Annotated in this window: 21 protein-coding genes; 12 read left to right on the forward strand and 9 right to left on the reverse strand. The window is 58.8% G+C overall.

Annotation, left to right across the window (positions count from 1 at the left end):
* Window positions 1-390 precede the first annotated feature (390 nt).
* From ACP7CJ_RS11695 to ACP7CJ_RS11720, 6 genes are all read left to right on the forward strand, one after another.
* The gene (locus tag ACP7CJ_RS11695; protein WP_426101544.1) at window positions 391-2,049 is read left to right on the forward strand and encodes a nitrite/sulfite reductase; all 1,659 of its coding nucleotides are present in this window, start codon (window positions 391-393) and stop codon (window positions 2,047-2,049) included.
* On the forward strand, window positions 2,033-2,527 hold the full coding sequence (locus ACP7CJ_RS11700) for a DUF934 domain-containing protein (RefSeq protein ID WP_247397716.1): 495 nt from the start codon (window positions 2,033-2,035) through the stop codon (window positions 2,525-2,527). The genes ACP7CJ_RS11695 and ACP7CJ_RS11700 overlap by 17 nt, the downstream gene beginning before the upstream one ends.
* A gap of 111 nt (window positions 2,528-2,638) precedes the next feature.
* Window positions 2,639-3,358, forward strand: coding sequence for an IS110 family transposase (locus ACP7CJ_RS11705; RefSeq protein ID WP_426101542.1), 720 nt, complete (start codon window positions 2,639-2,641; stop codon window positions 3,356-3,358).
* Window positions 3,359-3,822: 464 nt separating this feature from the next.
* Entirely contained in the window at window positions 3,823-4,590 is a 768-nt protein-coding gene (locus ACP7CJ_RS11710) for a DUF4123 domain-containing protein (protein WP_276197947.1), read from the forward strand.
* Window positions 4,591-4,655: 65 nt separating this feature from the next.
* Window positions 4,656-5,171, forward strand: a complete 516-nt coding sequence (locus tag ACP7CJ_RS11715) for a DUF3304 domain-containing protein (protein WP_276193329.1) — start codon at window positions 4,656-4,658, stop codon at window positions 5,169-5,171.
* Window positions 5,159-7,495, forward strand: coding sequence for a T6SS phospholipase effector Tle1-like catalytic domain-containing protein (locus ACP7CJ_RS11720; protein WP_426101540.1), 2,337 nt, complete (start codon window positions 5,159-5,161; stop codon window positions 7,493-7,495). The genes ACP7CJ_RS11715 and ACP7CJ_RS11720 overlap by 13 nt, the downstream gene beginning before the upstream one ends.
* Window positions 7,496-7,923: 428 nt before the next feature.
* On the opposite strand, the gene ACP7CJ_RS11725 is transcribed toward ACP7CJ_RS11720, so the two are convergent.
* Window positions 7,924-8,328 (reverse strand): MerR family transcriptional regulator, encoded by a 405-nt coding sequence (locus tag ACP7CJ_RS11725; RefSeq protein ID WP_276193331.1) that lies wholly within the window; start codon window positions 8,326-8,328, stop codon window positions 7,924-7,926.
* A 70-nt stretch (window positions 8,329-8,398) separates the two neighbouring features.
* Here ACP7CJ_RS11725 and ACP7CJ_RS11730 point away from each other — a divergent pair, with 70 nt between their 5' ends.
* Together ACP7CJ_RS11730 and poxB are read left to right on the forward strand one after the other, a co-directional pair.
* Window positions 8,399-9,631 (forward strand): NADH:flavin oxidoreductase/NADH oxidase family protein, encoded by a 1,233-nt coding sequence (locus ACP7CJ_RS11730; RefSeq protein WP_426101538.1) that lies wholly within the window; start codon window positions 8,399-8,401, stop codon window positions 9,629-9,631.
* Between the two features lie 77 nt (window positions 9,632-9,708).
* Entirely contained in the window at window positions 9,709-11,433 is a 1,725-nt protein-coding gene (poxB, locus tag ACP7CJ_RS11735; protein ID WP_426101536.1) for a ubiquinone-dependent pyruvate dehydrogenase, read from the forward strand.
* A gap of 94 nt (window positions 11,434-11,527) precedes the next feature.
* On the opposite strand, the gene ACP7CJ_RS11740 is transcribed toward poxB, so the two are convergent.
* Window positions 11,528-12,085, reverse strand: a complete 558-nt coding sequence (locus tag ACP7CJ_RS11740; RefSeq protein WP_426101534.1) for an NADPH-dependent FMN reductase — start codon at window positions 12,083-12,085, stop codon at window positions 11,528-11,530.
* Window positions 12,086-12,312: 227 nt separating this feature from the next.
* Between ACP7CJ_RS11740 and ACP7CJ_RS11745 the strand changes: the two genes are divergently transcribed.
* Window positions 12,313-12,549, forward strand: a complete 237-nt coding sequence (locus tag ACP7CJ_RS11745) for a hypothetical protein (protein WP_247399382.1) — start codon at window positions 12,313-12,315, stop codon at window positions 12,547-12,549.
* Between the two features lie 64 nt (window positions 12,550-12,613).
* On the opposite strand, the gene ACP7CJ_RS11750 is transcribed toward ACP7CJ_RS11745, so the two are convergent.
* Both ACP7CJ_RS11750 and gspG read right to left on the reverse strand, forming a co-directional pair.
* The gene (locus ACP7CJ_RS11750; protein ID WP_276193335.1) at window positions 12,614-12,958 is read right to left on the reverse strand and encodes a hypothetical protein; all 345 of its coding nucleotides are present in this window, start codon (window positions 12,956-12,958) and stop codon (window positions 12,614-12,616) included.
* A 103-nt stretch (window positions 12,959-13,061) separates the two neighbouring features.
* Complete coding sequence (gene gspG / locus ACP7CJ_RS11755; protein ID WP_276193336.1) at window positions 13,062-13,508, reverse strand: type II secretion system major pseudopilin GspG; 447 nt, start codon at window positions 13,506-13,508, stop codon at window positions 13,062-13,064.
* 152 nt (window positions 13,509-13,660) lie between these two features.
* On the opposite strand from gspG, the gene ACP7CJ_RS11760 reads away from it, so the two are divergent.
* The gene (locus ACP7CJ_RS11760; protein WP_276193337.1) at window positions 13,661-14,554 is read left to right on the forward strand and encodes a LysR substrate-binding domain-containing protein; all 894 of its coding nucleotides are present in this window, start codon (window positions 13,661-13,663) and stop codon (window positions 14,552-14,554) included.
* A gap of 5 nt (window positions 14,555-14,559) precedes the next feature.
* On the opposite strand, the gene ACP7CJ_RS11765 is transcribed toward ACP7CJ_RS11760, so the two are convergent.
* The 5 genes from ACP7CJ_RS11765 to ACP7CJ_RS11785 all read right to left on the reverse strand — a co-directional run bounded on the left by ACP7CJ_RS11765 (window position 14,560) and on the right by ACP7CJ_RS11785 (window position 19,717).
* Window positions 14,560-15,129, reverse strand: a complete 570-nt coding sequence (locus ACP7CJ_RS11765) for a GNAT family N-acetyltransferase (RefSeq protein WP_276197948.1) — start codon at window positions 15,127-15,129, stop codon at window positions 14,560-14,562.
* 20 nt (window positions 15,130-15,149) lie between these two features.
* Complete coding sequence (locus ACP7CJ_RS11770; protein WP_426101532.1) at window positions 15,150-17,405, reverse strand: Orn/Lys/Arg decarboxylase N-terminal domain-containing protein; 2,256 nt, start codon at window positions 17,403-17,405, stop codon at window positions 15,150-15,152.
* Window positions 17,406-17,607: 202 nt separating this feature from the next.
* Window positions 17,608-18,348, reverse strand: a complete 741-nt coding sequence (dnaQ, locus tag ACP7CJ_RS11775; RefSeq protein ID WP_247399390.1) for a DNA polymerase III subunit epsilon — start codon at window positions 18,346-18,348, stop codon at window positions 17,608-17,610.
* 70 nt (window positions 18,349-18,418) lie between these two features.
* Window positions 18,419-18,871 carry a ribonuclease HI gene (gene rnhA / locus ACP7CJ_RS11780; protein WP_069075857.1) on the reverse strand — a complete coding sequence of 151 codons (453 nt, stop codon included), beginning with the start codon at window positions 18,869-18,871 and terminating at the stop codon, window positions 18,419-18,421.
* A gap of 87 nt (window positions 18,872-18,958) precedes the next feature.
* A complete protein-coding gene (locus ACP7CJ_RS11785; protein WP_426101530.1) occupies window positions 18,959-19,717 on the reverse strand; it encodes a class I SAM-dependent methyltransferase in 759 nt (252 codons plus the stop codon).
* A 65-nt stretch (window positions 19,718-19,782) separates the two neighbouring features.
* Between ACP7CJ_RS11785 and gloB the strand changes: the two genes are divergently transcribed.
* The gene (gene gloB, locus ACP7CJ_RS11790) at window positions 19,783-20,550 is read left to right on the forward strand and encodes a hydroxyacylglutathione hydrolase (protein ID WP_276193338.1); all 768 of its coding nucleotides are present in this window, start codon (window positions 19,783-19,785) and stop codon (window positions 20,548-20,550) included.
* A 98-nt stretch (window positions 20,551-20,648) separates the two neighbouring features.
* Window positions 20,649-22,061 carry a transglycosylase SLT domain-containing protein gene (locus tag ACP7CJ_RS11795; RefSeq protein WP_426101528.1) on the forward strand — a complete coding sequence of 471 codons (1,413 nt, stop codon included), beginning with the start codon at window positions 20,649-20,651 and terminating at the stop codon, window positions 22,059-22,061.
* Window positions 22,062-22,174: the final 113 nt, after the last annotated feature.

Here is a 22,174-nt window from a genome sequence, read left to right on the forward strand (position 1 = left end):
ATACTGGCAATCAGACAGTCATTCGAGGCTCAGTCAACGCTCTTTATTGGTGGCCGACCCAGAACACCGCAGTCCCTACCACGAGAATGATCAGGAATAGAATGGCCCAGGCGTCCACAGTACTGTCGGGTTTACGGGCTTTTGTCGAATTGCTCATCGCATCGCCTCTTGTCAGTTTTATAGGTGATTGCATTAAGACTCGCCCACAGTAAAGTCGATGATTGCCCGCATGACAAATGTGGGTATGCTAAAAATCGTACCCATTAGTCGATTTGGTTCTTTGCATATACTCAAACATCACTTTTGCGCATAAACGCAAACTGGTATCGTGCCCCGGCTCCGTTGGGAGTGCGCGGCCGTGCGCGCAGATTTGCCGAGAACAGGACCTATATGTACGTATACGACGAATACGATCAGCGCATCATCGAGGACCGCGTCAAGCAGTTCCGTGATCAGACCCGACGCTACCTAGCAGGTGAACTGAGCGAAGAAGAGTTCCGCCCTCTGCGCCTGCAAAATGGCCTTTATGTGCAGCGCTTTGCGCCGATGCTGCGGGTGGCCGTGCCTTATGGCCAACTGACGTCGCGCCAGACGCGCATGATGGCCAAGATTGCCCGTGACTTCGACAAGGGCTACGCCCACATCAGTACCCGCCAGAACGTACAGTTCAACTGGCCGGCGCTGGAAGATGTGCCGGACATCCTGGCTGAACTGGCCACCGTGCAGATGCACGCCATTCAGACCAGCGGTAACTGCCTGCGCAACGTGACCACCGACCAGTTCGCCGGGGTTGCCGCCGACGAGCTGATCGACCCGCGCCCCTGGTGTGAAATCGTCCGCCAATGGACCACGTTCCACCCCGAATTCGCTTACCTGCCGCGCAAGTTCAAGATCGCCATCAATGGCTCGACGTCGGACCGTGCGGCTATCGAAGTGCATGACATAGGCCTGGAGCCGGTCCACAACGCCGCTGGCGAGCTGGGCTTCCGTGTACTGGTGGGTGGCGGCCTGGGTCGTACCCCGGTAGTCGGCGCGTTTATCAACGAGTTCCTGCCGTGGCAGGACCTGCTGAGCTACCTCGACGCGATCCTGCGGGTCTACAACCGCTACGGCCGTCGCGACAACAAGTACAAGGCCCGGATCAAGATTCTGGTCAAAGCGCTGACCCCTGAGGTGTTCGCCCAGAAAGTCGACGCCGAGATGGAACATCTGCGCGGCGGCCAGACCACCCTGACCGAAGCCGAAGTCCACCGTGTGGCCAAGCACTTCGTCGACCCCGAGTACAAGGCCCTGAGCAATCAGGACGCCGAACTCGCCGCGCTCGACCAGCAGCACTCAGGCTTCGCCCGCTGGCGTACACGCAACACCCTGGCGCACAAAAAGCCGGGCTATATCGCCGTGACCCTGTCGCTCAAGCCTACCGGCGTCGCCCCCGGCGATATCACCGATAAACAGCTGGACGCCGTGGCCGACCTGGCCGAGCGCTACAGCTTCGGTCAACTGCGCACCTCCCACGAGCAGAACATCATTCTCGCGGACGTTGAGCAGAGCCAACTGTTCACCCTGTGGGGCGAACTGCGCGAAGGTGGTTTCGCCACACCGAACATCGGCCTGCTGACCGACATCATCTGCTGCCCGGGCGGCGACTTCTGCTCCCTGGCCAACGCCAAGTCGATCCCGATTGCCGAATCGATCCAGCGCCGTTTCGACGACCTGGACTACCTGTTCGACATCGGCGAGCTGGACCTGAACATTTCCGGCTGCATGAACGCCTGTGGTCACCACCACGTCGGCCACATCGGCATCCTGGGCGTGGACAAGAAAGGCGAAGAATTCTACCAAGTGTCCCTGGGTGGCAGCGCCAGCCGCGATGCGAGCCTGGGCAAGATCCTCGGCCCATCCTTCGCCCAGGAAGCCATGCCCGAGGTGATCGGCAAACTGATCGATGTGTACATCGAGCAGCGTACCGAAGATGAGCGTTTCATCGACACCTACCAGCGCATCGGCATTGACCTGTTCAAGGAGCGCGTCTATGCAGCGAATCATTAAGAACAACGAAGTCGTCGACGAAACCTGGCACCTGTTGCCCAAGGACGCGACCTTCGACGGCATCTCCAACTGCGACGACCTGATCGTGCCGCTGGCCCTGTGGCGCGAGCACGGCCATGCGCTCAAGGCCCGCGACGGCGGCCTGGGTGTGTGGTTGGACGCCGATGAAGAAGCCGAAGAGATCGGTGACGACGTGGCTCACTTCCAGGTCATCGCCCTGAACTTCCCGGCCTTCACCGACGGGCGCAACTACTCCAACGCGCGCCTGCTGCGTGACCGCTATGGTTACAAGGGCGAATTGCGCGCGATTGGCGACGTGCTGCGCGACCAGCTGTTCTACCTGCACCGCTGCGGGTTCGATGCCTTCGCCCTGCGCGCCGACAAAGACCCGTATGAAGCGCTGGAGAGCCTCAAGGACTTCTCCGTGACCTACCAGGCTGCAACGGACGAACCGCTGCCGCTGTTCCGTCGACGTTAAGCGTTAGCGCAGTGAAAAGCCCTGGCATACCAGGGCTAATGAGATGGTCACCCCCAACACCCTGTGAGGGCTACGCTTTCACGGGGTGTTTTGTTTTCGGAGGCCATTATCATGAGCGAGTCAGCGCTGATCGGTATCGATCTCGGTAAACACACTTTCCACCTGCACGGCCAGGATAAGTCGGGCCGCGAGGTCTTTCGCAGAAAATGCTCACGGGCGCAGATGATGCGGTTTTTCGGCAATGTGCCGAGCTGTGTTGTGGTGATGGAGGCCTGCGCAGGGTCGCATTTTGTCGCTCACCAACTGATGGCGATGGGGCATACGGCCAAGCTGATCTCTCCGCAGTTTGTTCGTCCCTTCATCAAGGACAACAAAAACGACTTTGTCGACGTTAAGGCGATTTGCGAAGCCGATTCTCGTCCATCCATGCGCTTCGTTACGCCTAAAACCGAATCTCAGCAAACCCTGTCTGTGCTGCATCGGATGCGCGAATCGTTGGTGCGTGAGCGCACCAAAACGGCTAATCAGATGCACGGTTTCCTGCTGGAGTTTGGCATCAGCCTGCCCAAGGGATTGGCCATCATGAAGCGTTTGGCGAGCGTCTTGGCCGAGCATGAATTACCCGTTCGTCTGACGGTATTGTTACAACGCCTACACGATCACTTCGTCTACCTGGATGAGCAAATCAAAGCGCTGGATAAAGAACTGACGGATCGACGACATTCGAATATCGTGGCCTGTGCCTTGGCTAACAAACTGGCGCGTATCGCTTGGGCGATAGCCGCTCACCATACGCAATATGAAGCAGGGCCAGACGCCTTGAGCGCCTGATCCTGCGGTTGTTGCAGTACCACGATTCACCCTTCAGGTTTTGCGATAGCTGAACAACAGATGATGTGAACGGCACGCCGGCCTGGCGAAGATACTGACTGTGTATTCCAGTGGTTGTGAGCCACTTATTCCAGTGATAGTGAACCACCGCACTGGTGGTTATGAACCGCCAAAATTCTGCCTACTTGTAACGGTTCGCGCTTGAAAAATATGCGACTCGCATTCATCGACTTTCTGACACGCTAAGTACATCAGTGCTGCTTTGTGGCAATTGCGTCAGGGAGTAGTTTCCAGTGTGATCGCCATGAAATATTTTGCATGACTAGGCTCCCATCTTTGGGAAATGTCCTATTTACTCTCGATTTTTATGTGTGCAGCCTTTGGCGCATCGTTTGAGCGTCTGCCCGCCGACGCGAGAACCTCGACTGGACTGATCCGCGATAATTAATCGAGGGAATATGGATATGACGATGCCCAATCAATGGCAAGAACAGATCGAACATGTTTGCGCCCACATTGGCATAAGCCAGATTGACCTACTGCTCGACCAAGCAGGATGGGGCCACCGTGCTGTGCCTGCCTTGGAGATGCTAACGCCAGAAGTCCCCTGGTTCTCGTTGTTCACCGGCACGCCAGAGCAAAACCTGTTGGATCAGGCCCCTCTGTTGATGCGTCTAGACTTGACGCAGTGGCAACATAAGGCCTGGCTGGACCAGTTGGTGGAGCATGCCACCGATGGTCGCCTAATGGTGGTGATCTCGTCATTGCCCTTCGAAGTTTTGAGTAAAACCCTGCAAGGGTTTTCGCAATTGGCTTGGGGTGGACAAACCGGTTTGTTACGGTATTACGACTCACGCATCTTTCCCCTGCTGATGTCCTCGATCCTCACCGATCAGCAGCGCGCCGAGTTTCTGCAAGCCGTTGCTTATTGGGGCTGGCTTGATCGGGATAACCAGCCGCAGTGGTTACAAGGCACGAGGCTTACCCATCAGAGCAATATCCAAGTCACTCCCTTCGTGGAAATTAACGATCAACAATTTGACCTGCTTGGTTGTATCAGCGATGCACAGCAACTGTTAAATGGCAAAAACTTTGATTTCCTGGATGAGAGCCGAGAGCGGCGTTTCGCGTTGATTCACTCACTTATTGTGCAAGCGGGTCAGGAAAATTATTTCGGCGATTTGACCGAGTATGTGAAACAGAACTTAAGCGGAACCAAGTTGCCTGGATAGCCACTTTGCACAAGTGGCTTTAATGATTTACGCGTTCAAGGCAATCAGCAGGGAAGTTACTAGCAATGCAATCGACAATAAAAAAAATAATACAAAAAGTCTCGTTTTACTTGTTGGGATTCGCGTTATCTGGGTGTTCTTCAGCGAACAATGAAATGGCTGGGGGAAACCTGCAAGCCATCAACCATACCATGCACGGTATTAACTGGATGTCGGTCAATGGTTACCGAGCGGACGGTGGTGGTGGAAACTCGTGTTGCATCATCATGCCCGTCAAATGGCGTCCTGGCTTAAAGGCCCAGATTGAATGGGAGGTCGATCCCGAGCCGTCTGCAAAAATGCCCTCTGTAACATCAGATGAGTTCAGAGAGGTTTATGCCAAACATGCAGCCAACTATCAGCGCCACAGCACCAACGTGGATATTCCAGAGTGGCCTGGAACGGAGCGATGCGGCCTGAAGGTGCACTTTTTGGTTTGTAACCAGATCAAGGTTACGAGCTCATGCTGGGCATTTAACTCAGAGTATTACCCGATTAAAGAACCCTCTCAAATGAAGGAGCCAGCCGTATGTCCGAAGTGAACAATAATTCAAAAGACAAAGCTTGGGGGCCGCCAGTTTTTCCTGCTGCGGGGCGTTTTCCGACGAAAACTTCGGATGTGACAGATAACTACAATAAGCAAATTACTGAGCAAAATCGGTTTCAACAAAAACGTGACGTTCAAGGGCGTCGCACACAGCGTTTTACGTGTTGTCATAGCCTGCATATCAGTCTGTTTTTCGATGGCACCAACAATAACGAAAAGAGCGACACCCAGGATGGTCATCCCACTAATATCGCCAAGCTGTTTCATGCCTCACTACGAGGTAAAGACGCGATGGGGCAGGGTTATTTTTCGTATTACATGCCCGGTGTCGGCACGCCATTCCCCGAAGTTGGCGAACTGGATTACAGCGATAGCGGGCTGCAATATGCCACTGGGGGGGAAGACCGGATCAACTGGGCCTTGGTACAGGTGGCCAGCGCGTTATCTTATGCTCTGAACAATAAAACCGGAATTGATGACATTGTCGCCAAGACCAAGGTCGAGGCCATGAGCACCTGGAAGGCACCGCTGATGAGTGCCCTGGGTGAAGGCAATCGCCGCCGAATCATGAAAGAGCTGCTGGCCCCTTTACAAGCTCGCAAGGACGAGGCCCAACCTAAAGTGCTGGCGGTCAAACTGTACGTGTACGGTTTCTCTCGGGGAGCGGCAGAGGCTCGCACTTTTGTTACCTGGTTGAGTCAGTTGTTCGACACCCCAGAAGGGGACGAACTGCCAAAACAGCAACTGTTGGGCTTACCTGTCAGCGTCGAGTTTCTTGGCGTGCTGGACACGGTGGCCTCGGTGGGTATTGCCCATGTAGCCCCATTCTTTGCTGGGCATATGGACTGGGCCGATAACACCCAGTTGCTACCGGATGCGCAGCGGTTCCCGGAACTGGTCAAGTGTTGTCGGCATTTTGTCGCGGGCTTCGAGCAACGCTCATGCTTTCCGTTGGACTCGATTCGTAACGAAAACGGCCAGTATCCGGCCAATACCTACGAAGTGGTGTACCCCGGTGTGCACTCGGATGTGGGCGGCGGCTACCCGAAAAATGACCAGGGCAAAGCTCGTGAAGGTACCCATGAGCTGGTGTCGCAGATTGTCTTGCACGACTTATATGCCGCTGCTTTTGCAGCGGGTGCCCCTCTGCAAGTACCGGAAGAGGTACTGCCGGACACGTTTAATAATAGCTCGGAGAGGTTGTGGCGAAAAATGGGGCCTGGGACTTCCTCAGAGTTTGTGGTCAGTCAGCAACTGATTGAGCGCTTCAACGCCTGGCGCCTCAAAACCCTACCAGGTATTGCGGCTGACGAATCCGTCGAGGACTCGGCCTATAAGCCGCTGCGTCTGAACACCACCGTAGAAGACACCCTGGCCGATCAACTGGGCTGGATCACCGGTTGGCGTATTGGTCGTTACGTCAATGATCCTCAAGGTAATAACGACAGCTATAAGCGCCAGCCTTTTTTCACCCAAGCCAAAGAGGCGACGCCCTATCAGGAAACTACTGAACGCGAACAGTATAAAAAAGACGAGGCTGATGCCGTGAAAATGCGGCGGGATAACCCTCAGTATCCCGGCCCACGGATCTATGAGCCGCAGATTGATCAGACCCAACTCAGCCAAGCTGCCGAGGAATTCAAGTCTGACTACACCGGCCAGAAGCGTGAGCAATCCAGTTGGCAAGGCACGGTGACCGACGTGGTGTTACGCGATGCGATCTATTTACTTAACGAGAATGACGAGTCCAAGGACCATGACGCCCTCAAGACGGCAGGTGATCTGCGCAGTAAGCAACTGTTCCGTGATGCTCAAGGCACGTCCAGTGCAGACCCTGAGATGGCCCTACTGGTGGCGTTGTTCGATGACCAGATACACGACTCGCGGGCCTGGTTCATGCACGACAAGTTGAAGTCGAGGGAGTTGTGGGCCGGTTATTTCTTTTACCGCATGACCTATTTCGGCAATGACAATAGCCGTGATCTGTCCCCAGTCGTAGTGGCCGGTCGCATATTGGGCGTGGCGATGATTGCCGGGGCTACGGTGTATGGCATCAAGCGCCGTGGTGTATTAGGTGGTGTTGGCGGACTGGCGGCGGGCATTGGGGCGGCGACCATCGGCTACCAGGTGATCGATAAGGCCACTGGCCTAGTGGTACCGTTCTTGCCTGGCGCGGAACAACTCCTGCAACCAAGCAGCCATGTGGGTCAGATCGCGTCGGAGCAGAAGCATCAGATTGAACTGGATGACTTTGCCCGACGCATGGAACGAACTACAGCCATGTTGCGCAAGACGGGCAGCTTGTTCGAACACGGATAGTGTCGTTTAAGACGCGAAAAAAAATAAATCATTCTGGTCGATTACCCTACAAACCTCAGTTCCAACTTCAACTGACGGTTTTGATAATCGACCTGCACCTTCTCGCTTCCCACCCAATTCCGCCCGCAACTGTTCTCGGCTACACAGCCAGCCTTCCGTCCGTACCAACATTGGCCAGAGCAGTTGAGGGTGTTCCAGCAGATGCTGATTGATCAAACGACAGGCGCTATTGGTCTGTAAGCGCTCCATAAACCCCACATTCAAAGCCGTCACCTGATCTTCGATGCTGTCCTCCCGATTCCTTTCCGGAGCCAGCACCTCATGATGCGACCCGACGCAAAAGTCGAAAATCTATGGTCACCCCCTTTTTTGCAATGCTGATCAGTGATGGTTAGTTGGCTTGCCTAAATCTATCCGGCGCCTGGTTTTTATACATCGATTTTGATCGACGCCAGCACCTGCTTCTGCCCCATGGAACACGGCACACCTTCCGGCTGCGCCCGCACCGCCTCGATCACGCCCAGCAACTGCGCCTTGCTGTGCGCCAGTTGCGCCTGCATCCCTTCGATCTGCTGCACCTTACGCTCCAACGCCTCAATCAGTTCCTCGCGCTTGTGCTCCCCCGGGGCCGGCATCAATGCCTTGAGTTCCTGCAAGGTAAACCCGGCCTGTTGCGCGCTCTGGATCAGTTGCAGGGTTTGCAGCGCTTCGGGTGCATAACGCCGATAGCCGTTGGCCTGCCTCCCCACCTGGCTGATCAACCCTTCGGCTTCATAAAAGCGAATACGCGACGCGGCCAGCCCGCTCTGTTTTGCCAGTTCGCCAATATTCATCGTCACGCCTGCTTGACATTAAAGTTAACTTTAATCTTAGCCTGAGGCCTCACCCGCTCAGGAGTCAACCATGTCACCTTTCGAACCCTTGCAACTGCCCAACGGCCAAGTCCTTGCCAACCGTATCGCCAAGGCCGCGATGGAGGAAAATATGGCGGACGCCCAACAAGCGCCGTCCCGTGAATTGAAGCAGCTGTACCAGGCCTGGGCGGATGGCGAGCCCGGCTTACTGCTGACGGGCAACGTGATGATCGACCGCCGCGCAATGACCGGCCCCGGCGGCGTGGCCCTTGAAGACGAGCAGCAGCTCGACAGCTTTCGCGAATGGGCGGCCATCGGACGAAACAAGGGCGTGCACTTCTGGGTCCAGCTCAATCATCCGGGGCGCCAGACGCCGGCCAACCTGCGCCAGCAAGCCTTGGCGCCTTCCGCCGTAGCCCTCGACCTGGGTGGCTTTTCGAAAATGTTCGCCAAGCCCAAGGCCATGTCCGAAGACCAGATCCAGAACGTGATCACGCGCTTTGCCACCAGCGCGCGCCTGGCCGAGAAAGCGGGGTTTAGCGGCGTGCAGATCCACGGCGCGCATGGCTACTTGCTAAGTCAATTTCTCTCGCCCTTGAGCAACCGACGCACCGATCACTGGGGCGGCGCCCTGCAAAACCGCGCGCGCTTGCTGCTTGAAGTGATCAAGGCCGTTCGCGCCAGTGTCAGCCCCTCATTTTGCGTGGGGGTGAAACTCAACTCGGCAGACTTCCAGCGCGGCGGCTTCGACGCAGACGATGCGCGCGCCGTGGTCGAGTTGTTGAATCCGCTCCCCATCGACCTGCTGGAGCTGTCCGGCGGTAGCTACGAAGCACCGGCCATGCAAGGCGAAGCCCGGGACGGGCGGACCCTGGCACGCGAAGCGTATTTCCTGGAAATGGCCCGCGAACTGGCGACCATCGCCAAAATGCCCGTGATGGTGACCGGTGGCATTCGTCGCCTGCCGGTGGTGCAGCAAGTCCTGGACAGCGGGATCGCCATGGCCGGCATTGCCACCGCCCTGACCCTGGAACCGCAACTGATCAAACACTGGCGCGAAGGGCGCGACCTCAACCCGCAACTGAAACCGATCAGTTGGCAGCGCAAGCCTCTCGCCGCCCTCGCCACCCTGGCCGTGGTGCGTGACCAGATGCGCCGCCTGAGCCGCGGCCAGCGCCCCAACCCCAACGTCGCGCCCTGCATGGCGCTGCTCCGCGACCAATGGTTTATCGCCCGGCGCACTCGCCAATACCGCACGACCATGACGCGATCTTCACATTAAGCACGGAGCATTCGTCGTGATCGAACTGTCCTCTACTGATCAGCAGCTTTTAACCTCACTGACGATTGGAGTTCTTCATGGCGAAAATCAACTTGGCCCAGCAATTGGCGACCACCCTTGAACAGGCGGGCATCAAGCGCATCTGGGGCCTGACCGGCGACAGCCTCAACGGCCTCACCGACGCCCTGCGCACCATGGACAGCATCGAGTGGATGCATGTGCGCCACGAAGAAGTCGCCGCCTTCGCCGCCGGTGCCGAAGCTGCCGCCACCGGCGAGTTGACGGTGTGCGCCGGCAGCTGCGGGCCGGGCAACCTGCACTTGATCAACGGCCTGTTCGATTGCCATCGCAACCACGTGCCGGTGCTGGCCATCGCCGCACAAATCCCGTCTTCGGAAATCGGCCTGAACTACTTCCAGGAAACCCATCCCCAGGAACTGTTCACGGAGTGCAGCCACTTTATCGAACTGGTGACCAACCCCGAGCAGATGCCCCAAGTGTTGCATCGGGCCATGCGCTCGGCGATCCTCAACCGCGGCGTGGCGGTAGTGGTGATCCCCGGGGATGTGTCGCTGCTGGAAGTGGAAGACACGCTAAAACCCTGGCCGCCCCTGCATGCGCCGCGCACCCTGCCGGCAGAACAGGACCTGCAACGCCTGCGCGAAATCCTTAGCAGCAGCCAGAAAACCACCCTGTTGTGCGGCAGCGGTTGCGCCGGCGCCCACGCCCAAGTGGTGGCCCTGGCGGATGCCTTGGGTGCGCCGGTGGTACACGCGTTGCGCGGCAAGGAACATGTGGAATGGGACAACCCGTTCGACGTGGGCATGACCGGTCTGATCGGTTTCAGCTCCGGTTACCACGCCATGCTCAATTGCGACACGTTGATCATGCTCGGCACTGACTTCCCTTATCGCCAGTTCTACCCCACCGAAGCGAAGATCATCCAGGTCGATCGCAACCCGCAGGCGCTGGGCCGGCGCGCCACGCTGGACCTGGGCATCGCCGCTGACGTGAGCGAGACCCTCGACGCATTGTTGCCGCACCTGACCCGCAAGACCGACCGCAGCTTCCTCGAAACCTCCTTGAAGCACTACGAGAAAGCCCGCCAGGGCCTCGACGACCTGGCACAACCGTCAAAGGCCAACCGGCCGATTCACCCGCAATACGTGGCGCGCCTGCTCAGCGAACTGGCCGACGACGATGCGATCTTCACCGCCGACGTGGGCTCGCCCACCGTGTGGGCGGCGCGCTACCTGAAGATGAATGGGAAGCGGCGCCTGATCGGCTCGTTCAACCACGGCTCGATGGCCAACGCCATGCCCCAGGCCATCGGCGCGCAGGCGGCCTTCCCTGGGCGGCAGGTCATATCGATGTCCGGCGACGGCGGTTTTACCATGTTGATGGGGGATTTCATCTCGCTGGCGCAGTTGAAACTGCCGGTGAAAGTCATCGTGTTCGATAACGCGTCACTTGGCTTTGTCGCCATGGAAATGAAAGCTGCCGGCTACCTTGACACCGGCACCGAGCTAAAAAACCCGGATTTCGCGGCCATGTCCAATGCCATGGGCATCCTGGGGATTCGCGTGGAGCAATCCGAATACCTCGAACCGGCCCTGCGCCGCGCCCTGGCCCATGACGGCCCGGTGCTGGTAGACGTGGTGACGGCGACCCAGGAACTGGTGATGCCACCCAGCATCAAGCTGGAGCAGGCCAAGGGTTTCAGCCTGTACATGCTCAAGGCGGTGATGAGCGGGCGCGGGGATGAAGTGATCGAGTTGGCGCGTACCAACTGGTTGCGCTGATTTGAACATAGGGCAACGGGCTTGCCCGCGATTGCGGTGATTCAGTGAATACAGCTTCCACTGATACGGCGCTATCGCGGGCTGCCAGCGTTTATCAGCCGTGCTGTTTTTCTACCCACTTGCCGTAGGCATCGATAAACGCCTGTAGAAACGGCTTGGTTTTCTCCGACAGTTTGCCGGCCTCATCAAACACATTGCCCGCGCCCCCCAGATAGGCTTCAGGCTGCTGCATGCACGGCACATCGAGGAACACCAGGGACTGGCGCAGATGGTGGTTGGCGCCAAAGCCGCCAATCGCCCCCGGCGAGACACTGATGATCGCCCCCGGCTTGCCACTCCAGGCGCTTTGCCCGTAAGGGCGCGAGCCCACATCGATGGCGTTCTTCAGCGGAGCGGGCACGGAGCGGTTGTATTCGGGGGTCACAAACAACACTGCGTCGGATGAACGCACTTGTTGACGGAAAGTACTGTAGGCTGCGGGCGGTGATACCCCGTCGATGTCCTCGTTGTAGAGCGGCAAATCGCCAATTTCGACAATGTTCAATGTGAGGTTGGCGGGGGCCAGTTCGGCCAATGCCAGGGCGACCTTGCGGTTGATCGACTCTTTTCTCAAGCTGCCAACCAGGACGGCAATCGTGTAGACCTTGCTCATTGAGGTTTCCCGACGTTTGACTAAAGGAGTGTGTAGTTATAGAGACTTCGCGGCGCGTTCACCAGAAGGTTTTGCTATCCCCACCGGCGTCTGCCTCGCAATCACCCGCGTAGGAAGCGTCTGAAAACCTCAGCGAATAGTATTTTTTTTCCATAGGTAAACTACCCCGCTCCATGACGGTCTACAGAACCGCAAATCGAGTGTTTATCTCCAGAGGTTCTAAACAGATGGCAGCAGTACTTGTCGGACAGTTCCATGCCAGAGACGCGGAAGGTCGCGTTTATTCGGTGCATGAGTTCCAGGAATCCATCCCGCCGTTAGACGGCCTGGCTGGCTCGGCGCCCACCACAACCTACAAGCTGGCCATTGGCGACCGTGTAGAAAAACTGGACGGCGATGAATTCAGATTGATTCAGTCGGGGACCATTATCGTCCGCGAATCGGAAACCATCCGCGCGCAATAAGCTTGATCCCCCCGAGCGTACCAGCTCAGTCCTGGCCATTGACGGCATTGACTGGGCCGGGCGATCACGGACGGCGAACCTCCGTCACTTCAATGCCAGGGTCCCCTTCAATCTGTTTGAGCGTGACCATCAGTCGCCCCTTCTCGCCCTCTACGGCATACATCAAGCGCTTGTAGCCCTGCGTACCATACGCGGGATACGCCACCACCTGCCTGACCAGCGTGATGCCCAGCACCGTACCCACCTGCGCGCCCACCTGTTCCTGGGAACGGATGAACGCATCGAGCGCGAGGTTTTCGGGCGTAGTGTCGTCAGGATTGCTCAAGAGATAAGCGGCCACGCACCCCACGGTCACCAGGACCAGCAGTTGCCTGGCCGTTACCCCGAAAAGTTTCGCGGGCATCGGCATTTGAGACCAGACCTGTTTTTGTTGTAAGTGCCGGGTAACCGGCATTGGTCATTGATGATCAGACGAGCCATTCTAATCAGGTCGATGGGTAATGCCAGATGAATCAATTGTCTCCGTAGGCAATATCCTTGTTATCCCCGACACCGCCCAACGTCCGGTCCTTGCCGAATGAGAACAGGTCGAACGGGAGCTGGGGTTGGCTCGGCGGATACTGATACTGATAGGCAACTCCCCAGGGATCGGTCAGCAGCTCCTCGTTGATGTAGGGACCTTTCCATTTCGCGTCGGCGGCAGGCGGCGTGATCAATGCACCCAGGCCTTCCTGATCGGTCGGATAACGGCCAGTGTCTTGATGGAACTGTTCGACGGCCTTGCCCAGCAAGGCGACCTGGGCCTTGGCCGTGGCTATTTCTGTCAGGGCCATCTCACCAAACAGCCGCGGCCCCACCGCCAGGGCCAACAAGCCGATGATGACAAGCACCACCAGCACTGCCCACCGCGTAAAGCCGCCTTGGGTACGCATGTGACCGACTGCGATTGGTACAGGCATTCTGAGCCCCCCTTGTTCCTCGGTTGATACGCTCGTTATATGCCCTGCTTGTTGCAGTTGCGCAAGACCAACGTTCGTCGACGCAAATCAACGCTCCCGTTGTTTTTCCCCAAGCCATTGAATCCCGGCCCTGCTGACCCTAGACTCCGGCCATGCGTTTACGTCATATCGAAGTGATTCAGGCCATCTTGCAGACCGGACACCTCGGCACGGCCGCCGAATGGTTGCAACTCCCCGTGGGCGATGTGGACGCGGCGCTCAAGGACGCCGAGCAGCAATTGGGTTTTATGTTGTTCGCCAGCGTGCGCGGACGCTTGCAACCGACCCGGGAAACCCTGGAGTTGCAGGCGCAAATCGCGCATGTGTATGAAGCGCTGGAGCCGGTGCAACGCTTGGCCAGCCGCCTGAAACACCATCACGCGCCGACCCTGCGTGCCCTGTGTACGCCGCCCCTGGCCAATCAACTGCTGCCACACAGCATCGCCGTGCTGCGCCGACGCTTCCAGGACACGCCGTGCAACCTGTCGAGCCAGCCGACCCGCGAGATCGTCAGGAGCCTGTTGCTGCACGAGGCCGACGTGGGCCTGAGCCTGCACGACCCCGAACATCCGCAAATCCAAAGCAGCATATTGGCCCAGGGCAAACTGCAATTGCTCGCGCCCCATGGCTGGCTCAAACCCAAGCAGAAGTACATCGCCCTGCAGGACCTGGCCGGGCAGTCGATGATCGGGCTGGAGGGCCAAGACCCGCTCAGTCGCCTGCTCGACGCCAAGCTGCAAGCCCTGCGCCCGTTGCCGGTGGTGCAGACGCGGGTGCAGACCTACCAGATGATGCGCAGCATGGTGGAGGCCGGTGAAGGTTTGGCGATTGTCGACCCGTTCACCGCGTTCGGCGCCCGCGAGGCCGGGCTCGACGCGTGCCCGGTATCGCCGCCGATCATGGTCAGCCTGTATGCGCTGACCCTCAGGGACGGCGTGACGTCACCGGCATTGAATGCGCTGCTGGAGATTGTCACGCAGAAAGCTGAAGGCCTGCTGGCGAGCTGAACGCGTCAGACCGCTTCGACTTCCGTCTTGAACAAGCGATACCAGAAAATCGCCACCTCGCGGGTTTGCGGGTCGATCCCGCGATAGCGCAGGTGATCGATCCCGCCCATCACATACCCGCAACGCTCATACAGACGGCAGGCGCCGAGGTTGTTGTTCTGGGTTTCCAGCATCATGCCCGGCAGGTTTTTCTTGCGACTCCAGAACTGCGCCACGTCCAGCAGCGCCTTGGCCACGCCATGACGCCGCGCGGGCAACGCCACGGCCAGCTCGTCAACGTGCGCGAAGCCGTTCCAATTGGTACTCACCACAACATGCCCGACCGCTCGATCGTCTAGAAAGGCCATGAAGATCGCGCTGTCGGGCGCGTCGCGAAAACTGGCGAACTCCTCCGGGTCGATGCCGTAGCACTTACGATAGGGCAGGATGCGCTCCACGGGCCACTGTTCGACCCGCTTGCCCATCTCCGGCACGCCATAGGCGCTGACCTCAAAACTGAAATCATTGCCCCACACGTAAGCGTCAAAGCCCTCGTCGGCGACCCGCACACTGAGCCCTGGATACTTCGGGTTCATTACAGCTTGCATAAACATCCTTAACCCTTAATGCAATCGACGGTGTAACAACGACCACTGCCGTCATCTTCGTGTTGCAACCCATGAACATCCGCGACAAAACCGGGGAAACTGCTATCGAACGTGCGGGCAAACGCCAGGTAGTCGATGATCGAACGCGTTGCCTCGGTAAAGCGCTCGCCGGGCATGATCAACGGAATGCCCGGCGGATAAGGCACCAGCATCACGGCGGCGATGCGCCCTGGCAAGGCATCGATGGGCACCGCCTCCACTTCCCCCCTGACCAATTGGTCATAGGCGTCGGCCGGTTTCATCGCAATTTCGGGCAAAACGGTGTACATGCGTTTGAGGTGTTTGGCGGTGGCGTTGCTACCGTAGCAGCTATGCAATTGATCGCACAGGTCGCGCAGCCCCAGCCCTTGATAGCGCGCCGGGCCCTGGGCGAATACCGAGGGCAAGCAACTGGCGAGGCTGACGTTGGCGTCGTAGTTGCGCTTGAATTCCAGCAACTCGGTGAGCAAGGTACTCCATTTGCCCTTGGTGATACCCATGGAAAACAACACGAGGAACGAATAAAGCCCGGTTTTTTCCACCACCAGACCACGCTCCCAGAGGAATTTGCTGACCACCGCAGCAGGAATCCCGCAGTCGCTCAACGCGCCGCCGGCATTGAGGCCGGGCATCACCAACGTGACTTTGATCGGGTCCAGTAGCACGTAATCTTCGACTATGTCACCAAAGCCATGCCAGTCATCCTGCGGCTGCAACAGCCAATCCGCCGTGACGACCCGGTCGATGCCGGCCACGGACGGCGGCTGCCAGATGGAAAACCACCAATCCTCGGCGGCGATGTGCTGGCGCAGGTTGGCCAGGGCGCGGCGAAAGCTCAAGGCTTCGTCGAACATTTCCTGCAAAAGAGAGCGCCCCGCTGGGCCTTCCATCATCGCCGAAGCCACGTCCAGCGAGGCGATGATGCTGTATTGCGGCGAGGTGGAGATATGCATCATGAACGCTTCGTTGAACCGATCGCGATCCAACTGCCGCGCGCCGCCGTCCTGCACATGAATCATCGAGGCCTGGCTGAACGCCGCCAGCAACTTGTGCGTGGAATGCGTGGTAAACACCAACGGGCTGTCCGGCGTGCGTGAAGTGCCCATGCCATAGCGCCCGGCGAAGAACTCGTGGAACGCCGCGTAGGCGTACCAGGCTTCGTCAAAGTGCAGCACCTCGACACTGTTGCCCAATTGCTGCTTGATCAGCTCGGCGTTGTAACACAGGCCGTCGTAGGTGGAGTTGGTGACCACCGCCAGCTTCACTTTCGCCGGCCGGCCACTGGCCAGCGGGCTGGCCTCAATCTTGGCGCGAATCGACGCGGGGCTGAATTCGCTGAGGGGAATCGGGCCGATGATGCCCAGTTCATTGCGCTCCGGGCACAGGTACAGCGGGATCGCGCCGGTCATGATGATCGAGTGCAGCACCGACTTGTGGCAGTTGCGGTCGACCAGCACCAAGTCATCACGACCGACCATTGAGTGCCAGACGATCTTGTTGGCGGTCGAGGTGCCATTGATTACAAAGAAGGTGTGATCGGCGCCAAAATTCCGCGCGGCGCGCGCTTCTGCTTCGGCCAGCGGCCCGGTGTGATCGAGCAGCGAGCCCAACTCCGGCACAGAAACGGACAGGTCAGAGCGCAGCGTATTTTCCCCAAAAAACTGATGAAACGCCTGCCCCACCGGGCTTTTGCGATAGGCCACGCCACCACCGTGGCCGGGCGTGTGCCAGGAGTAATTGGAGTCGGCGGTGTGTTGCACCAGGGCTTTGAAGAAGGGCGGCAACAAGCCATCAAGGTAAGTGCGTGCGGCGCGGGCAACTTGCCTGGCAAGAAACGGCACAGTGTCTTCGAACAGGTAAAGAATGCCGCGCAGTTGGTTGAGTTCGCTCATCGCATCGGCGGGGGCGTTTTCCAGGGTGACTTGTTCACCCAAGGCGAAAATCGGCAGGTTCGGCGCCCTCAGACGCGCCAGTCGGATCAGTTCGACCATGTTTTGCAGCAGATGCGTGTTTTCCCCGGCGCCTTCGGCGGCGATCAACATGCACGCCAGGCCATGGTGGGTCGAGGCCACCAGCCGGCCTTCGGCGTAGTCCACCGCAGAAAAGATACCGAAGCCCTCTTGTTCCAGCTCTTGAGCGATACCTCGGACCCGGTCGCCGGCAACGGTGTCGGCCTTGATGTCGCGATGCACGATAAGGATGGGGAACTTCAGGTCTTTGTACATGAGAGCTTTAAGTCCTGAGGGTGATGCACTCAGGGTAGAAGCTGTAAGCAGATGTGGCGAATGAAGATTTTGAAAGCAGCAACTCACCAATGTGGGAGGGGGGCTGCTCCCGATAGCGGTGGATCAGTGGCATCAATGCCAACTGGCACGCCGCTATCGGGAGCAAGCCCCCTCCCACATTGTTTGACAGCGCTCCGCCAGATTATTGCTGGGTCAGTTGGGTCCACAACGCCGGCGCACCCGCCGATTTGGCAATCGCTTCCAGACGCGCTGCATGCTCAGCCAGGTCCTGCTCGCTGGCGCGGATGATCGGCGCCGGTTTGCGATCAGCCGGCAGGCGACGGATTTCCGAAGGGCGATTGCCCGAACCTTCCGCCGAACCGGCACCGTCGGAGGCGTTGCCGGCCAGGGACAGGCTGGTCTGCCCGCCGGTCATGGTCAGGTAAACGTCCGCCAGGATCTCGGAGTCGAGCAACGCGCCGTGCAGCTCACGGCCGGAGTTGTCGACGCCGTAGCGTTTGCACAAGGCATCCAGGCTGTTGCGCTGGCCCGGGTGACGCTCACGGGCCATCATCAAGGTGTCGAGGATCGAGCAGTGCTGGGAAATATTCGCGCGATCCGTCTGCCCCATCAGGGCAAACTCGTTATTGATGAAGCCGATGTCGAACGCCGCGTTATGGATGATCAACTGCGCGCCGTTGATGAATTCGAAGAACTCGTCGGCGACTTCAGCGAAGCGCGGCTTGCCTTTGAGGAATTCGTCGGTGATACCGTGGACGCCGATGGCGCCCTCATCACTTTCGCGGTCCGGTTGCAGGTAGACGTGGAAGTGACGGCCGGTGAGGCGACGGCCCATCAATTCGACGCAGCCGATTTCAATGATCCGGTGGCCATCAGTCACCGGCATGCCGGTGGTTTCGGTATCGAGTACAACAGATCGGATGGCCATCAGGGTTCAGCTCTCAACGGTGTGGTGTATTTCAAGAGGCGCAATCTTAACACGTCAGCCGACATCAGCTCTGCTTGTAGCCCCGCACTTCGTCGACGCCACGGTTGGCCAATTGGTCGGCGCGCTCGTTGCCGTGGTGGCCAATGTGCCCGCGCACCCATTTCCAGGTGATGTTATGGCGATTGCATTGCTCATCGAGCAGTTGCCACAGGTCGGCGTTCTTGACCGGCTCCTTGGCCGCCGTCTTCCAGCCGCGCTTCTTCCAGTTGACCATCCACTCGTTGATGCCCTTCATCACGTATTGCGAGTCGGTCACCAGCAGCACGTCGCAACGCCGCTTGAGCTCTTCCAGGCCGCGAATGGCGCCCATCAGCTCCATGCGGTTGTTGGTGGTGTTGGCTTCGCCGCCCCATAGTTCCTTCTCCACGCCCTTGCACACCAGCAAGGCGCCCCAGCCGCCTGGGCCAGGGTTGCCTTTGCAGGCGCCATCGGTGAAGAGTTCAACGCTATCGGTCATCGGTTGCATCCATCAAAACGGGTCGCCGGGCATAGGCCGACAGCATCCCGAGGCCGAATGATTCGGCCTGAAATCAAAAAGAGGGTTTTACGGTTCGCTTTGCTTGCGGTTGACCTTGGCCATCGGCATCGGCACCAGCTTGCCCATGGGCTGGCGTAGCACCTGACGCACCGGCCGCAGCCCGACCACGATCTTGCGTGCAACCAGTAAATAGAAGCCGCCACCCGACAGTTGCCAGGCCCCCGCCCGACGCTCCCAGCCAGCCAGACGGCCCTGCCACTTGGTCGACGCCAGCGGCGGACGATAGCATCCGAAGCGGCGTTTCTCCAGTGCGAAGCCCAGCAGGTTCAGCCAGTCCCCCACCCGCGACGGCGAGATGCAACGGGCCTGGCGCAGGCCGTCACGGGCGAACACATGGCGCAGGCCCCAACTGCTCCAGGGGTTGATGCCGACAATCAGCAAATGGCCACCTGGGCGCACGCTGCTGGCAGCTTCGCGCAACAAACCGTGGGGTGACAGGCAGAAATCCAAGCCATGCTGCAGCACCACCACATCGGCAGCGTGCTCGCTCAACGGCCAGGCCTGCTCTTCGCAGACGATCTCCACCCCCGGCAACGGCGCGCCCAGGCGCACATTGCGCTGCACCTGCGGCGCGGACGGCGGCGTCTGGGCCGACGGACCGTAATGCACCAGGTAACCGCCAAAGAACCGGCCCAGCTCGTCTTCGAGCATGCTCCGTTCTTCATCCAGCAAAAATTGCCCGATCGGCCCGGACAGCCAGTCACGGGCTGCGCTGATCAGGGCCAGCCATTCAGGATCGGCCTGGGCGAACGCTTTATCAGTCATTGCATTCTCCAACTCGCCTAGACGTTCTAAGATGCACCAATGTGTTCAGCTTGGCGAATCGAAGAATGATACAGATCAGTGCCCTGCCCGCCTTCACCGATAACTACATCTGGTTGTTACAGGAACCCCAGACCCGCCGCTGCGCCGTGGTCGACCCCGGCGATGCCACCCCCGTGCTGGCCTGGCTCGAGCAGAACCCGGAGTGGACGCTCAGCGACATCCTCATCACCCACCATCACCATGATCATGTAGGTGGCGTCGAAGCACTGAAACGTGTGACCGGTGCCAAGGTCTACGGCCCGGCCAGCGAAACGATCCCGGCACGGGACATCGCGCTGCAGGACAACGACCGCATCACGGTGCTGGGCTGGGACTTCGCCGTGTACGCCGTCCCCGGCCATACCCTCGGCCATGTTGCCTTCTATCACCAGGGCGCGCTGTTCTGCGGCGACACCCTCTTCGCCGCCGGTTGCGGCCGCCTGTTCGAAGGCACGCCAGCGCAAATGTACACCTCGCTGCAACGCCTGGCCGCCCTGCCGGCCGACACCCTGGTGTACTGCACCCATGAATACACACAGAGCAATCTCAGGTTTGCCCAGGCGGTGGAACCAGACAACGCCGATATCGCCGAACGGGTGGAAAACGTCAACCAACTGCGCGCCCGTGGCGAGATCACGCTGCCTTCCAACCTGGCCCTGGAAAAGCGCACCAATCCGTTCCTGCGTACCGCTGAAACATCCGTTAAACAAAAAGCTGACGAACGGAATGGCCGTGACAACCGCTCTGGAGCCGAGGTATTTGCTAGCTTGAGGGCTTGGAAAGATAAGTTCTAACGTGACGCAGTCTGATACGAAATTTCTGAATGGTTGACCGGAACCAAAGCGCTTTCTAGAATCGCCCGACATTTTTGCCCGGAACTTACTTCCAGCCAATGTCGTCATCTACTCGTAAATCCAATCATTCAGACGCATTGACCCGCCTGGCTCAAGCCGTGGCGGTGGCTGTCTCCGCAACTCTGGCGGGCTGCCAATCGACAAATTTCGCTGCACAATCCACCGTGCAACCCAAACCGAATCTTGCTGCCAAGATCAAGCAAAAACCTATTTGGCTCTCAGAGAAGCCCAGCCCCGAAGCCCCCCAGGATGTCTGGGAACGCATGCGTCGGGGCTTTCAATTGCAGGACGGCCTCGGCGTCAACCCGCGTATCGAGCAACAGCGCCTGTGGTTCGCCAGCAACCCGTCCTTCCTGGAGAACGCCGGCGAACGTGGCAGCCTCTACATTCATTACATCGTCGAACGCCTTGAAGAACGCAACATGCCCCTGGAACTGGCGCTGTTGCCAGTGATTGAAAGTGCCTACAACCCAATGGCCTATTCGCGCAGCGATGCGGTCGGCTTGTGGCAGTTCATTCCCTCCACCGGGCGCTACTTCAACCTGCGCCAGACCCGCGCCTACGACGGTCGTCGCGATATCACCGCTTCCACCACCGCCGCGCTGGACTATCTGACACGTCTGCATGACATGTTCAACGGCGACTGGCTGCTGGCCCTGGCCGCGTATAACGCCGGCGAAGGCACGGTAAGCCGGGCGATCGAGCGCAACGAGAAGCTCGGTCTGCCGACCGACTACTGGAACCTGCCCCTGCCCCAGGAAACCAAGGACTACGTGCCCAAGTTCCTGGCGCTGTCCCAGGTGGTGCTCGCCCCCGAGGCCTACGGCGTCAACCTGAACCCGATTGCCAACACGCCGTACTTCGAAGTGGTTGAAGTCAAGCAAAGCATGGACCTGTCACGGGTCGCCGCACTGGCCGAGATCGACGAAGACGAACTGTTCCAGCTCAATCCGGCGCTGAAACAACGTACCACCCTGGACGGTCCCCAGCATTTGCTCGTGCCCAGCTCCAAGGCACAACTATTGACCAGCAGCCTTTCGGCGATGAAGCCTGAAGAATTGCTGGCAATGCGCCCGAAAAAGCCGGTATTCGACGAAGTCGAGACCCGGTCCGTGGCTGGCCGTACCCGCAACTACAAGGTGCGCAACGGCGACAACCTGACGCTGATCGCCAAGGCCAACAAGGTCGACGTGCATGACCTGCAGCGCTGGAACAAGCTCAACGGCCAGGCGCTCAAGGTCGGCCAGACCCTGGTGATGCAGGACACGCGCAAGCTGGTGGCCAAGGCCGACAGCAAGAAACCGGTGCAGTACAAGGTCAAGAAAGGCGACTCGCTGTATATCGTCGCCAAGCGTTTCAACGTTGAGATGCAACATCTCAAGCGCTGGAACCCACGCACTGGCATGGCGCTCAAGCCGGGGCAGATGCTGGTGGTTTCCGGGCCACGCTGACACCGCAAGAACACTGGAGCGCCAATTGTGGGAGGGGGCTTGCTCCCGATGGCGGTGCATCAGTCGGTACATAAGCTGACTGACGCACCGCCATCGGGAGCAAGCTCCCTCCC

The organism is Pseudomonas sp. PSPC3-2 (genome assembly GCF_049897085.1).
GTDB classification, from domain to species: domain Bacteria; phylum Pseudomonadota; class Gammaproteobacteria; order Pseudomonadales; family Pseudomonadaceae; genus Aquipseudomonas; species Aquipseudomonas paraveronii.